Origin of the sequence: Pseudomonas sp. KD5 (assembly GCF_012932895.1) — a bacterium.
Taxonomy (GTDB): Bacteria; Pseudomonadota; Gammaproteobacteria; order Pseudomonadales; family Pseudomonadaceae; genus Aquipseudomonas.
Map to the genome: position 1 here is coordinate 316,370 of NZ_JDWJ01000001.1, position 13,758 is coordinate 330,127.

Sequence of the window (13,758 nt, forward strand, 5' to 3'; positions counted from 1 at the left end):
GTAGCGAAGACGCGGGCTTCAGCTTGTAGAAAGGACGCCTGAAGCCGCGAGTAATTGGTCCGCACAGGCCTGGATGTCAGCGCGCATGTGCAACTTCGCCAGCCAGCCTTCAGGGATGGCTTGCACACCGTAGTGAGCCCCGGCCAACTGACCGACGATGGCGGCAGTGGTATCGGCGTCGTCGCCCAGGTTCGCAGCTTCGAGGATGGCGGCTGCAAAACTGTCCGTATGGTGAAAACACCACAAGGCCGCTTCCAGTGATGCAACGCAGTAGCCGCTGCCTTGGATATCGTCCCTGGATTTTGCGAGGTAATCGCCTCGGGCGATGCTCGTGACCTTTGGTTCCAGGAACGTCGTCTCTGGCAGGCGCTGCAAATCCGGCTTGGGCGTGCCTTGCAATGCCTTGTGGATCAGTTCGGCAAGCAACTGACAGCATTCAAGTGCCTCCGGTGCCGCATGAGTAGTGCGCGAGCTGTCTACAGAAAACATCCTGATCCGGTCGCGATCGGGAAAGTAGTACAAGACTATCGGCGCCAGCCGCATCAGCGAACCGTTGCCCGCCGTGTCGGGATCGGAGGAGCCTGCGAATGGCTGACCGGTTTTCTGATAACGAGCCAGCGCGTCACGTACGGTCATGCCAATGTCGAAGCATTCGCCGGTCGAACTCTGGTAACCCCATTGCCACCAGTTGAGGTAACGGCCCATCTGGTCAGCCGCATCAAAACCTTTTTTGTTCAGCAGACTTTCAGCCAGGCAAAGTGCCATGGATGTGTCATCGGTCCATTGCCCCGGCTTCAGATTGAACGGGCCGCCGCCAACCATATCGGTCAGGGGCTCGAACGAGCCGCGTGGCTGGAATTCGACACTGGTGCCGATAGCATCTGCGCAAGCAAGCCCTAACAGGGTTGCGCGATAACGCTCCGTGAGTGAAGGCTGCATGAATCTTCCTTGTAAGGTTGCACGTCGTTGCAAACGTTAGCAGTTTCAATCCGTTGACTGTGCCTTTCAAACCAGAACTTATGGCCGAAATAGAGGCCGAATATTTCAGGTACGGTTGATTGCGGCACCTGTTTGATACAACTTTTAGGTTGGTTTTCTGGTCTTTACGGGCCTACTGTTCAATACAGGAGGTGACTTATGAACCCAGCATCAGATCGCATCGAAAGGAAGATCCTGCTCAAGGCGCCGCGCTCGCGGGTCTGGCGCATGCTGGCCAATGCCGAAATGTTCGGACAATGGTTCGGCGTGGCACTCGAAGGCAAGCGCTTTGTCGCCGGCGAGTGGACCCAGGGGCAGATTACGTACCCTGGTTATGAGCACTTGTTGTGGAATGTACTGGTGGAGCGGGTCGAGCCGGAGCGGGTGTTTTCGTTTCGCTGGCACCCGTATGCGGTGGAGCCGGAAGTCGATTACTCTCAGGAGCCCACCACGCTGGTGAAATTCGAACTCCAGGACATGGACGAAGGCACGCTGTTGACGGTCGTCGAGTCCGGTTTCGATCACATTCCTCAGTCGCGCAGGCTCAAGGCTTTCCGCATGGACAGCCGTGGCTGGGATGAGCAGATGAACAATATCGAACAGTTCCTGGCAGAAAACACCAAGGCCCACGAGCGTCAGGGAAGTTGATGGCTGCAAGCCGCGAAATTCGCGGCTTCGGCCCATGATGGTGGATACGTCTAAGGGTTTTCGGAAGGGCGGCTATAGCGAATGTCTTACACGCGGTAGTAGCTATATCGTCTATTGCTGATTGGATCCGAAGCGTAATCTAGCCCCATCAACTGAAGCACAGGAAGTGCTCAGGGTCACGGATGATCGACCATAAGCAAGGATTGCTGCCGACAGGGAGTCGATATGGTCTTGGGAAAACCCGCTTCGGCGGGTTTTTTTTCGTCTGCAGGAAACTGCGACCGATCGCCAGACCCGTACCTCGACCTGCTACAAAGACTGTTTTTAGGCGCTGAATGGTCAATGGCTTACACGCAGCCGCTGTTATGTCGTCTTTTGAAGCTTCGCCGATGTGTTTAATCTGGATCCATCAACTGAACACAGGACGTGTTCAGGATCACGGATGATCGACCATACGCCAGGATGGCTACCGACAGGATGTCGTAATGGTCTTGAGAAACCCGCTTAGGCGGGTTTTTTTATGGGTGTCCGAAAAGTCCGTCAGATGTCCACGACTTCACGCAGAGTCTCCAGGGCGCGCTTCAACACGTCGAGGCTGATCGATCCCATGGCCACCCGCAGTGCAGGAGGCACATGAGTGGTCGTGGCAAAGGGATCGGCGCTGGTCACCTGCACGCCTTTACGTTCCAGCTCGGCAACCACCGTTTCGGCCCGCAAGCCTTCGGGCAATCTGAGCCAGAGGTAGTAGGACGCGGGATGCGCCACCAGTTCGCAGCTTTTCAGGATCTGCCGAGCCAGGTCCTGTCGCTGCCGGGCGTCCAGGCGCTTTTGCTCTTCTAGGTTGTCGACTTCGCCGCTATCGATCCAGCGGCAGGCCAGCGCGACGGTCAGCAACGGGGTGCTCCATGTCGACACGCGGATGGCTTGCTCCAGCGCCGGCATCATCGCTTTCGGTGCAACGATGAAACCGATGCGCAGGCCCGAGGCAACGCTTTTCGACAGGCCGCTGATGTACAGCGTGCGCTGCGGGGCCAGGGTAAACAGCGGTTTGGGTGCCGGTTCTGCGAGGAAGGCATAGGCGCCGTCTTCGATGATCAGAAAGTCGTATCGTTCGGCCAATTGCACCAGGCGCTCACGGTCGGCGATGGACATCACCGTCCCCAGCGGATTGTGCATCGTCGGCATGCTGTAGAGCGCCCGCACGGGACGCCGCTTGCACAGTGCTTCCAGGGCGTCGAGGTCGGTGTGCCCGGCGATTTGCGGCAGGGCTTCGAGGTCCAGCCGATGGGCCTGGGCCAGGGTTTTCAGGCCGGGGTAGGTGAGGGCGTCGAGGGCCAGAATATCTCCCGGCTTGAGCAGTGCCATCAGCGTCACGGCAAGGCCTTGCTGGGCGCCGTTGACGATCAGCACCTGATCGCCCCCCACCCGAATGTCCCGATTGCGTAAATGCCGGGCCGCCGTCTGCCGTTCATGCGGCCGCCCGCCCTGAGGCGCGGAATGCAATAGCGCATCGATATCCCCGGAGGCGGCGATCGCTCGCAAACCCTCGCGCAATAACTCGTCCTGACCGGGTACCGACGGGTAATTGAAGGTCAGGTCCACCATGCCGACGCCCAGTGGTTGCTGTTCCAATCCCAGACCGCGTGGCAAGGATGTGTCGCGCACAAAGGTGCCACGGCCGGTCTCGCCGACCACCAGGCCGATCGCCTCCAACTCGTGATAGACCCGCAATGCCGTGGCCAGGGCGATCCGTTCGCTCTGCATCAACGCGCGAATGGTCGGCAGTTGCGTGGCGGGTGGCAGTTCACCGCTGCGAATCTTCCCGGCGAACTGATCCACCAGGCGTTTGTAGCGAATACGGGTCATGGGCGAGCGCTCTTTGTATCTGGATCAATTTTTTGTTTGTATCAGATTGGCGCTCTAATCTACAGGCTTTCCAGGACGGAGACTTCGCTGTGATTGACCCTGCGACCTTATCGATTTTCGTCGGCGCGGTGATGCTGTTGCTGCTGTCACCCGGACCGAACATGGCCTTCGTCATCAGCCATGGTGCCAGTTATGGCTGGCGCGGCGGTGTGGCGTCGGGATTGGGCATTGGCCTGGCCGATCTGATCCTGACCGCGCTGACCGCGATGGGGGTTACGGCACTGGTTGCCAGTTGGCCGCCGGCCTTCGACCTGATCCGTTATGCCGGCGTCCTGTACCTGCTGTGGCTGGCGTTCAAGGCGTTGCAAAAGCCATCGGCCAGCGGCACGTCGGATGTTGCGCAGGTGCCGCTCAAGACCCTGCTGATCCGGGCGATGCTCAACAGCCTGCTGAACCCCAAGGCCTTGCTGTTTTTCATGGTGTTCCTGCCGCAATTCGTTAACGCGCAACGAGGCTCGATTGCCGTACAGCTGGTGCTGCTGGGCATGGTGCTGACCCTGGTCAGTGGCGTGTTTCACACCCTGCTCGGGGTTTTCGGCAGCACGGTCAGCCGGCGTATTTCCAGCACGTCGACATTCGCCAAATGGCAGTCATTGGGGCTGGCCGCGGTATTGCTGTTGCTCGCCGTCCGGTTGGCCCTGATGACGCGTCCGGCCTGACTCATTCGCTGAAAAGGAACCTCTGCATGTACATCGCATCGTTTATCTACAAACCCGGGCAACGGGACGAGGAGTTCAACCGGTTGAGCACGTTGATCGACGAAGTCGCGATCAGCATCGAAGGGTTCGTCGGTACCCAGTCCTGGTGCTCGGCCGATGGCGAGCTAGTCAACGCCAGTTACTACTGGCAGGACGAAGCCTCTATCCGGGAATTCGCCAGCCATCCCAAGCACCTGGAGGCCAAGCGTCAGTACCGCAAGTGGTATGCGGGTTATCAAGTGGTGATCGCTAAAGTGGAGCGGGCTTATGGCGATGACTCGTTCGAGCTGTTTGTGCCGAATGGCCGGCGTGCGGCGAATGCTTGAGCGAGGTTTTCCGCGACGGATTCCCGGCGTGAGTGACTGGCTGCGGGGGGATAGCCCCCCGCAGCCATCTCTTTCACTGGAGGTCGAGTTTCGCCGCTGCACGTTCGGTGATTTCCGTACGTAATTTCAACGACCCGGCAGCGCGTTTACGGGCTTCCTCCAGCACGCTGGCTGGCGCTGTCTCGGGGCTGCCCGACGCAAACGGTGGTGCCGGGGCGTATTCCAGCTGCAATTGCACCAGTTGCGCGGTGTCCTTATCGAACAATTCAGCGGCCAGGGTCAGGGCAAAATCGATCCCTGCGGTGATCCCGCCACCGGTCAGCAGATTGCCGTCGCGCACCACCCGATCCTTCACCGGAATCGCCCCCAACAGCCCGAGCAACTCGTGATACGCCCAGTGAGTGGTGGCGCGCTTGCCCTTGAGCAGCCCTGCCGCGCCAAGCACCAGGGCACCGGTGCAGACCGAGGTGACATACCGCGCCGTGGCGGCCTGAGTCTTGATGAAGGCCAGGGTTTGTTCATCCTCCATCAATGGGCCGACGCCGCCACCTCCGGGAATGCAGATCACATCCAGCGGCGGGCAATCGTCGAAGGTGATGGTCGGTTTCAACACCAGCCCGGTACTTGCGGTGACGGGCACCAGGTCCTTCCAGATCAGGTGCACCTTCACGTCCGGCAGCGAGGCCAGCACGTCATAAGGGCCGGTCAGGTCCAGTTGTTGAACCTGTGGAAACAACAGTAAACCGATCTGCAACGTCATGGCGTTTTTCTCCTGATTGGGGTGGACGGCTTCACTGTAGGCTCGTAGGATTTGGCGAATACGCCAATAACCCCACGAATTACGCCAATCATGCCGAACCACCCGAAAACCATTCATGTGCTGGCCTTCGCCAACGTGCAAGTGCTCGATGTCACCGGGCCGTTGCAGGTGTTTGCCTCAGCCAACGACATTGCCCGCCAGCAAGGTCTGCCGCCGCCCTATGCGCCGTCAGTGATTGCCAGCGGTGGCGGGGCGGTGATGTCGTCGGCGGGGTTGGCACTGTTGGCGGAGCCGCTGCCGGATCGGGGCAGCGACACCTTGATCATTGCCGGTGGCTGGGGCGTTTACGCGGCAGCGCAGGACGCGTCGCTGGTGGGGTGGGTGCGTGAGCATGCGCGAGATTGCCGGCGGGTATCGTCGGTGTGTACCGGGGCGTTTTTGCTGGCGGCCAGCGGCTGGCTTGATGGTCGACGGGTGGTGACGCACTGGACCCGTTGCGAGCAATTGGCGCAGCAGCATCCCAAACTGCAGGTCGAACCCAACCCGATCTTCATCAACGACGGTCCGGTCTGGACCTCGGCCGGGGTTACCGCAGGCATTGACCTGGCGCTGGCCATGGTCGAACAAGACCTCGGCCGAACCATGGCCCTCGAAGTCGCCCGGCAACTGGTGGTGTTTCTCAAGCGTCCGGGGGGCCAGTCGCAGTTCAGCGTGACCCTGTCTTTGCAGAAAGAAGGCAACCGATTCGACGAGCTTCACGCCTGGATCAGCGAAAACCTCACCAAGGACCTCGGCATTCCGACCTTGGCCTTGCAGGCCGGGATGAGCGAGCGCAGCTTCGTCCGTCACTACCGCGCCGACACTGGCCAGACCCCGGCACGAGCCATCGAGCTGATTCGGGTCGAGACCGCGCGACGACTGCTCAGCGACACCGGCGTACCGATCAAACGGGTCGCGGTGCAATGCGGGTTTGGCAGCGAAGAGACCCTGCGCCGCAATTTTCTGCGAGCCATGGGTGTGACACCGCAGGCTTATCGCGAGCGGTTTTCCGTCAGCCCTTCAGCAGATCCAGTATTGCCCTGAGCGTCGCTTCGGGTGCTTCCTCGGGAATGTTATGCCCGACGCCCGCCAACACTCGGCGTTCGTAGGGGCCGGTAAAATGCTCGGCGTCTTCATCGACTTCAGGCGCGGGCCCCACACCGTCATCGGCACCGCACAGGGAAATTGTCGGCACGCTGATTGCAGGTTGTCGGGTCAGCGCTTCTTCCATCCACTCCAGCGCCGGGTCGCCAGGCGCATACGTGAACCGGTGCCGGTACGAGTGAATCACTACGTCGACGAAATCCGGATTATCGAAGGCTGGCGCGCTCAAGGGATATCGTTCGGCATTTTGCGCCCAGGTCGGTGACCACAGGCGCCAGAGCAGTTCGCACAGGGCCCGGCGGTTTTGGGTCAAGCCTTCCACGCCGCGCGGGGTGTGGAAGTAATACTGATACCAGAGACGATGTTCAGTCTGCGGATCCAGAGGCTGGGTGGAGCGGGGAATGTTCTGCAGGTTGTAACCGTCCCCGGTCACCAGGCAGCGCACCCGCTCCGGCCTTAGCGCCGCGACAATGCACGCCGCCCGACCGCCCCAGTCATAACCGCACAGCGCGGCCTGTTTGATGGCGAGGGCGTCCATCAGGTCCAGCAAATCCTGGGCGAGAGCGGCCTGCTGACCAGAGCGCAGGGTGGCGGGGGAGTTGAAACGGGTCGGGCCGTAGCCGCGCAGGTACGGGACGATCACGCGGTAGCCCTTTGCGGCGAGGGCTGGAGCGATGTCGTCATAGGCGCGGGGGGAGTAGGGGAAGCCGTGCAGAAGAATGATCGGGTCGCCGGTGCTGGGGCCGTGTGTTTCGCAGGCAATATCGAGGTTTGGCGTCAGGACATGTTGGGTCTGCATTCGATGCTCCATGGGCTGTCTATCAACGGCTGATTCAGATCGACCCGGGCCCGTTCCTCAGGTTTCCACGTCCATCTGATTGAAGTACTTCGACCGGTCCGGCGTATACGTCACGACCATTTTGGTCCTGGAACAGGTCAGCGCCCGTTCTGCGCTCAGATCAATATCCAGATCTTCCCCGCGTAATCCTTGCCATTGGGCGAGGTATTTCAGGGATCCGTATTTTTCAAGTTTCTTCAGGCTGCGGCTGACGCCACCTTTCCAACCCAGCACCGGGAGTTCGCCGGTGAGGCATTGGTGGGCGAGGTCGGGGAAGCGGGCGGCGCGCTGACGGCCGATTTCCCAGCATTTGATCAGGCCTTTGTCGGGGCCTTCCCACAGTTCAGTCCGATTCAGGCCTGATCGGAGTGGGACGTTGATGCTGCGATGGATGCGCTGGGTCATTCTGGTTCCTTGAATTCGGGTTTTGTTGGACAGCTCCGCTGTGCCCGTTGAGCGTGGATGGTAGGGATGGATGTAGGTGCTGGCAACAAGGTATTTCCGGATGTAGGAATCAGTTACCAGGTGTTGATTGGGCTGGTTTGTTTAGTGAATGTAGGCGATTGGCCTACACACTGTTGTGGCGAGGGGGCTTGCCCCCGTTCGGCTGCGCAGCAGTCGCTAAGCCAGTAAATACGGTGCTTCTGGAGGAATGTGGTTGAGCATTCGAGGGGCCGCTACGCGACCCAACGGGGGCAAGCCCCCTCGCCACGGGAGGTCATTCCTGCCAGGCAGAGTGTGTTTAAGTTCATCGCGGGTAGGTCTTGATCCTACAAAAAGTGTCGTAAAAGTGGATATTTCCGACGAGTTTTGGCGGTGGTCACAACGGCGATGCCGAAGCCAGCGCCCCCCACAGTTGAACGGTATACATCTGTAGGAGCGAGGCTTGCCCGCGAAGCAGTCACCTCATTCTCAAGGCTGCCAGACGTTTTTCTCCCCGCTCAGCTTCCTGTTCAGAAAGCTCGCCGCGCTGATCAGCGCCAGATGCGTCAATGCTTGCGGAGTGTTGCCCAAGTGTCGGGCGTGGCTGTCGAACTCTTCGGCGTACAACCCCAACGGGTTGGCATACTTCAGCAATTGCTCGAACTCCAGATGCGCCTTTTCCACCTGGCCGGCGCGGGCCAGGCATTCGACGTACCAGAACGAGCAGGCGGCGAAGGCGCCTTCGGTGCCGGGCAGGCCGTCGATCTGGCTGTCGTCGTTGCGGTAGCGGTAGACCATGCCCGCGCGCACCAGGTGTTTCTCGATGGCTTCGAGGGTCGCGATCCAGCGCGGATCCTTGGCGCTGACGAAGCGCACCAGCGGCATCAGCAGCATCGAGCCGTCGAGGCCGGTGCCGCCGATGTGCTGGACGAAATGCCCGCGTTCTTCGTTCCAGAAGTTGCTCCAGATGTCGGCGTAGATCGCTTGACGGGTTTGGTCCCAACGGGCGAACGGGGCGGGCAGCGAGCGTTTGGAGGCCAGCCGGATGGCCCGATCCAGCGCCACCCAGCACATCAGTCGCGAGTGCAGGAAATGATGCTGCTCGCCGCGCATTTCCCAGATGCCAACGTCCTTTTGCTGCCAGGTTTCGCAGACCTGATCGACCACTTCCACGGTGTGTTTCCAGCCCTCATGGGAGATCGCTTCACCGTACTTGTTGACCAGGTACACCGCGTCCATCAGCTCGCCGAAGATGTCGAGCTGGATTTGATCATAAGCCTGATTGCCGATGCGTACCGGCGTCGCGCCGCCATGGCCGGACAGGTGCGAAAGTTCGGTTTCCGGCAGTTCCTGGCGGCCATCGATAGCGTAGAGAATATTGAGTTTCATCGGTTTACCACGGCAATCACTGACCCTGCCACGCAGCCAGCGCATGTAGGCGTTGGCTTCCTCGACGAAGCCCAGGCGCATGAAGGCGTAGACGGTGAACGAGGCGTCGCGGATCCAGGTGTAGCGGTAGTCCCAGTTGCGTGTGCCGCCGGGTGTTTCCGGCAGACCGAAGGTGGCGGCGGCGAGGATGGCGCCGTGTTTGCGCGAGGTCAGCAGCTTCAGCGCCAGGGCCGAGCGATTGACCATTTCCCGCCAGCGCCCGCGGTAATTGGACTGGCCGATCCAGTCGCGCCAGAACTTCAAGGTGCGCTCCAGGCACAGATCGGCGGCGCCTTCCTTGAAGCGCGGATCGTCAACGCCGCCGAGCAAAAACTCGGCGCTCTGGCCCTGTTCGAGGGTGAATTCGGCAATCGCTGCGTTGCCCTCGACGCGCAAGGGCTGATCCGCACACAGCTGCATGGGTGGCTGACCGGTAGCCTCGAAATACACACTGCGGCCGCGCGCCCGCGCCTTGGTGTGAGCCCGCGCATAGTCATGACGCAGGTTGCACAACATCTGAATCGTCGCTTGACCGCTGACCACGCGCACCCGGCGCATCAACATCGGCCAATCATCCTCGCTGTCGCCGATGGGCAGCAGGTCGGTGACTTCGATCACCGCATGATCGCTGAGCCAGCGGGTTTGCAAAACGTTGGTGTCGGGCAGGTAAATCTGCTCGCGGCGGGCGTCGGGCAGGTCCGGAGCCAATTGGAAGATGCCGGCTTCGGGGCTGTCCAGCAGCGAGCAGAAGATCGACGGACTGTCGAATTCCGGCCAGCAGAAAAAGTCCACGCTGCCCTTGTCGTTGACCAGCGCCGCGCTGCGCATGTCGCCAATGATGCCGTGGGCGTCGATCGCGCTTTGTCGTTCGGAATGATCAGCCATTGCCGCAGAACTCCGGGAATCGAGGGCCTAACCAGCTGACTGGTTTAAGCCACAGAGAGTTCATTTGGCGCCGAACCGGCGTTCACACTCAACCAACAATTCGGCGCTTTCCCGCAGACCGATGCTGTGGCAAGTTGCAGGCCCTTGTTGAGGCCCGATCCCATGGCAAACCCCTACCGCGAGCTGTTCCACGCCCCAGGCGCACGTGCCTTTGTGCTGGCCGGGATGATCGCGCGAATGCCGATTTCCATGACCGGCATCGGCCTGATCACCATGCTCTCGCAGCTCCAGGGTGGTTACGGCCTGGCGGGCTCCATCGCGGCGACTTTTGCCCTGGCCACGGCGTTTTGTGCGCCGCAGGTTTCGCGGCTGGTGGACCGTTTTGGGCAAGGCCGGATCTTGCCGGTGTCGGCGCTGGTCGGCGGCGGGGCGCTGTTGATGCTGTTGCTCTGCACCCGCTTGCAGGCGCCGCACTGGACGTTGTTTGCGTTTGCCGCGCTGGCCGGTTGCATGCCGAGCATGTCGGCGATGGTGCGGGCACGCTGGACCGAGTTGTATCGCGGTCGCCCTGAGTTGCAAACCGCCTATGCGCTGGAGTCGGTGCTGGATGAGGTGTGTTTTATCGTCGGGCCGCCGCTGTCGGTGGGGTTGTGCGTGGTGGCGTTCCCCGAGGCGGGGCCGTTGGCAGCGTTGTTGATGCTGGCGATCGGGGTCACGGCGCTTGTGTTGCAGCGCGGCACCGAGCCGCCGGTGCATCCCCATGAAGAACACCATCAGGGTTCGATCATCCGCTCGAGCGAGATCCAGTTGTTGATGCTGTTGATGGTTGCCATGGGCACCATTGTCGGTGTGGTGGATGTGGTCAGCGTTGCCTTCGCCGCGCAGCAGGGGCAACCGGCGGCCGCGAGCATTGTGCTGTCGGTGTATGCCATCGGTTCATGCCTGGCCGGGTTGGCGTTCGGTGCGCTGCGCTCAAAACTGCCGCTGCCGTTACTGTTTCTCTATGGCGGGGTGGCGACGGCGGTGACCACGTTGCCGTTGCTGCTGGCGGCGAATATTGTCGGCTTGTCGCTGGCGGTGTTCGTTGCCGGGCTGTTCTTTGCGCCGACCCTGATTGTGGCGATGGCGCTGGTGGAGCGCATCGTGCCGCCGGCCAAGCTCACTGAAGGCCTGACCTGGCTGGTCACCGGTTTGAGCATCGGTGTGGCCCTCGGCGCGGCCAGTTCCGGCTGGCTGGTGGATGCGTTCGGGGCGCGCAGCGGGTTCTGGGTGTCGATTGCCGCTGGCGCCGTGGTGCTGGGATCGGCGGTGCAGTGTTTCCGTCATTTGAAATAGCCCGCTGCTCCCATGAAGGGATTACCAGCCTCTTCCCGAATTCACCCAGAAATTCACCGACAACGATGTCGAGACCGATTCCACCTGATGGAACCAGCCTTCGGGCAGAAACAGCAGGTCGCCGGCCTCCAGGGTTACTCGCAGAAACGTCACGTCTTGCGCGCCGGGGAAACGCTGGTAATCCGGCGCATCCGGGTTGAAATCACAACCGTCGAGCCCGCCCTGCGGGGCTGTCGACCAGGTGCCTAGGGCTTCGCGGTGATGGGGGGCGGCGAGGGTGAAGGTTTTCTGGCCCCAGACCTGAGCAAACAGGTTGTCGGTATCGTCGCGATGCAGCGGTGTCAGCGTGCCCTTGGGGCCGATCCAGATGCGGGGCGGGATGAACAGCGCTTGATCGAAGTAGGGCGGGTACTTGATCTGCTCCATCAACTGCGCCGGCAGGATGTTGTTGCCCATGTACGCCGGAGGTTCGCCATCGGCGCTTTTCACTGCCGGGGTGTCCAGCGAAGCGATGAACTCGGCCATGGAGGTGGAGCGGAAATCCCGCTCCGTGGAGAAGGTTTTCTTCACGTAATCGCCGTGGCGGGTGATGCCTTGCAGTTCGGCGAAATGCACCAGCGATTCTTCGCGGCTGAGCTTGAACAGGGGCCAGTCTTGCAGGGCATCGCTGATCACCAGCGGAATGCCGTGGGGCAGGTAGCGAGTCTCGAACTCCAGCACCGACAGCTCGCTGCGTGGCCGGCGCTCCACCGAGCGTTGGGTCGGCAGGCTGACGGAGACCTTTTCGCTGAAACGCGGCGGGGTCGGGTAGCGCTTGTTCATGTCGACCTTTTCCACCACGCCGCCACCATGGCGGGCGTGATCGATGATCTGCGGCAGCATCGTCGCCAGGCCCATGTTGCCGCCGATTTTCAAGCGGCCGCTGGCGAACAGCTCCTCGACATTGGCCATGCCGCCCATGATTCCGAGAAAGTCCTGTTCCGCGACTTCGATGGTCACGTCGGGGCTGGCATGACGGCCGGCTTCGGTGCGGCTGCTGGCCTTGACCTCGGACCAGTACGCCTGATGCGGGCCGAACACGAATTGAAAAACCCCTTCGATGCCGACGGCACCGGCATTGGCGAACAGTTTGCCCAGGATGGTCTGCAGGTCCACGGCGACGCCTCTTGTTGGTTTTGGTCTGAGCTGGTTTTGGTTTGAACTGATTCTGGTTTGAAGAGAAACGAGCACCTGCAGCGGAGATTTAACCGACGCTGACTAATTTGCGCTGCTGGCGGGTCGTCTTCCCATACAGACGACTTTTTGAGGTAAACGTGGTGACCAAGCTGACCCTGCTGTGCCTGCCGTATTCTGGCGCCAGTGCCATGGTCTACAGCCGTTGGCGGCGCAAGTTGCCGCAGTGGCTGCAGTTGCAACCGGTGGAGCTGCCGGGGCGAGGGGCACGGTTCGGCGAACCGCTGCACACCGACATGCGCGCGCTGGCGATGCAATTGGCCAGGGAGTTGCGTTCGACGCTCAATGCGCCTTACGCCTTGTTTGGTCATAGCTTGGGCGCCTTGCTCGCGTGTGAGTTGGCTCACGCCTTTCGTGCGCTGGGTTGCCCGGAACCGGTGGCGCTGTTTGCCTCGGGAACGGCGGCGCCGACGATGCGGGCCGACTACGATCGCGGCTTTGCCGAGCCCAAAACCGATGCGCAGTTGATCGAGCAACTACGCACGCTCAATGGCACCAGCGAAGAGGTGCTGGCCAATGAAGAGCTGATGAGCCTGACGCTGCCGATTCTGCGTGCGGACTTTCTGTTGTGTGGCCGTTTTCAGCCGGTGCAGCGGCCATTGCTCAAGTGCCCGGTGCATGTGCTGGGTGGCAAGGCCGACAAGGCCACCACCGAACAGCTGATCGGCTGGAGCAAGGAAACCCATGGCAGCTTTTCGGTGGACATGCTGGCTGGTGGGCACTTCTTCATTCATGAACACGAAGCCAAGGTGCTGCGGGTGATCAAGGATCAGTTGGAGGTTCATCATCGGCGGCATGCCTTGGCCGCTGTCGGTTAACACGATGCTTCAGTTTGGTGATTTCTGTGGCGAGGGAGCTTGCTCCCGCTGGGTTGCGAAGCAACCCTAAAACCTGCGACCTCGCTGTGTCAGGAATACCGCATTCGCCGGTTTACGACTGCTGCGCAGCCGAGCGGGAGCAAGCTCCCTCGCCACAGGTCTGTGTTCGGCCGTCATTTCTTCGCCGCACCGCCGATTCCAGCCGCTTCGACCTTCCTTCCTGATACTTGTTCTCAAACGCTAATTTTTCCGGTCTGCATTCGTTTCATAGGGACGACGTGCCTTTGTGCTTCCTGCCTACTGATCCGGATGCTAAGAA

13 protein-coding genes are annotated in these 13,758 nt (G+C 60.9%); 6 read left to right on the forward strand and 7 right to left on the reverse strand.

All coding sequences use genetic code 11. The features are described from left to right. Nucleotides 1–18: 18 nt before the first annotated feature. Nucleotides 19–939, reverse strand: coding sequence for an ADP-ribosylglycohydrolase family protein (locus AF70_RS01485; RefSeq protein WP_028941165.1), 921 nt, complete (start codon nt 937–939; stop codon nt 19–21). Between the two features lie 198 nt (nt 940–1,137). Here AF70_RS01485 and AF70_RS01490 point away from each other — a divergent pair, with 198 nt between their 5' ends. Further along, nucleotides 1,138–1,626 (forward strand): SRPBCC family protein, encoded by a 489-nt coding sequence (locus AF70_RS01490; protein ID WP_019579922.1) that lies wholly within the window; start codon nt 1,138–1,140, stop codon nt 1,624–1,626. Nucleotides 1,627–2,166: 540 nt separating this feature from the next. Here the strand turns inward: AF70_RS01490 and AF70_RS01495 are convergent. Further along, nucleotides 2,167–3,492, reverse strand: coding sequence for a PLP-dependent aminotransferase family protein (locus AF70_RS01495; protein ID WP_028941166.1), 1,326 nt, complete (start codon nt 3,490–3,492; stop codon nt 2,167–2,169). 89 nt (nt 3,493–3,581) lie between these two features. Here AF70_RS01495 and AF70_RS01500 point away from each other — a divergent pair, with 89 nt between their 5' ends. Continuing rightward, nucleotides 3,582–4,211: a LysE family translocator gene (locus AF70_RS01500; protein WP_019579924.1), complete on the forward strand. Its 630-nt coding sequence runs from the start codon at nt 3,582–3,584 to the stop codon at nt 4,209–4,211. A gap of 26 nt (nt 4,212–4,237) precedes the next feature. Next, nucleotides 4,238–4,576 carry an antibiotic biosynthesis monooxygenase gene (locus AF70_RS01505; protein WP_019579925.1) on the forward strand — a complete coding sequence of 113 codons (339 nt, stop codon included), beginning with the start codon at nt 4,238–4,240 and terminating at the stop codon, nt 4,574–4,576. Nucleotides 4,577–4,649: 73 nt separating this feature from the next. Here the strand turns inward: AF70_RS01505 and inhA are convergent, their stop codons facing one another. Beyond that, nucleotides 4,650–5,336: an isonitrile hydratase gene (gene inhA / locus AF70_RS01510; protein ID WP_028941167.1), complete on the reverse strand. Its 687-nt coding sequence runs from the start codon at nt 5,334–5,336 to the stop codon at nt 4,650–4,652. A 90-nt stretch (nt 5,337–5,426) separates the two neighbouring features. Between inhA and AF70_RS01515 the strand changes: the two genes are divergently transcribed. Beyond that, nucleotides 5,427–6,419, forward strand: a complete 993-nt coding sequence (locus AF70_RS01515) for a GlxA family transcriptional regulator (protein ID WP_028941168.1) — start codon at nt 5,427–5,429, stop codon at nt 6,417–6,419. Here the strand turns inward: AF70_RS01515 and AF70_RS01520 are convergent. From AF70_RS01520 to AF70_RS01530, 3 genes are all read right to left on the reverse strand, one after another. Then, nucleotides 6,388–7,278: an alpha/beta fold hydrolase gene (locus AF70_RS01520; RefSeq protein WP_019579928.1), complete on the reverse strand. Its 891-nt coding sequence runs from the start codon at nt 7,276–7,278 to the stop codon at nt 6,388–6,390. The two genes, AF70_RS01515 and AF70_RS01520, sit on opposite strands and share 32 nt — an antisense overlap. A 57-nt stretch (nt 7,279–7,335) precedes the next feature. Then, nucleotides 7,336–7,722, reverse strand: a complete 387-nt coding sequence (locus AF70_RS01525; protein WP_028941169.1) for a hypothetical protein — start codon at nt 7,720–7,722, stop codon at nt 7,336–7,338. Nucleotides 7,723–8,229: 507 nt separating this feature from the next. Then, nucleotides 8,230–10,053: a glycoside hydrolase family 15 protein gene (locus tag AF70_RS01530; protein ID WP_028941170.1), complete on the reverse strand. Its 1,824-nt coding sequence runs from the start codon at nt 10,051–10,053 to the stop codon at nt 8,230–8,232. A 162-nt stretch (nt 10,054–10,215) separates the two neighbouring features. Between AF70_RS01530 and AF70_RS01535 the strand changes: the two genes are divergently transcribed. Continuing rightward, on the forward strand, nt 10,216–11,388 hold the full coding sequence (locus AF70_RS01535) for an MFS transporter (protein ID WP_028941171.1): 1,173 nt from the start codon (nt 10,216–10,218) through the stop codon (nt 11,386–11,388). 21 nt (nt 11,389–11,409) lie between these two features. On the opposite strand, the gene AF70_RS01540 is transcribed toward AF70_RS01535, so the two are convergent. Next, nucleotides 11,410–12,543: a cupin-like domain-containing protein gene (locus AF70_RS01540; RefSeq protein WP_019579932.1), complete on the reverse strand. Its 1,134-nt coding sequence runs from the start codon at nt 12,541–12,543 to the stop codon at nt 11,410–11,412. A gap of 158 nt (nt 12,544–12,701) precedes the next feature. Between AF70_RS01540 and AF70_RS01545 the strand changes: the two genes are divergently transcribed. Beyond that, nucleotides 12,702–13,439 carry a thioesterase II family protein gene (locus AF70_RS01545; RefSeq protein ID WP_032831191.1) on the forward strand — a complete coding sequence of 246 codons (738 nt, stop codon included), beginning with the start codon at nt 12,702–12,704 and terminating at the stop codon, nt 13,437–13,439. The last annotated feature ends 319 nt before the right edge of the window (nt 13,440–13,758 follow it).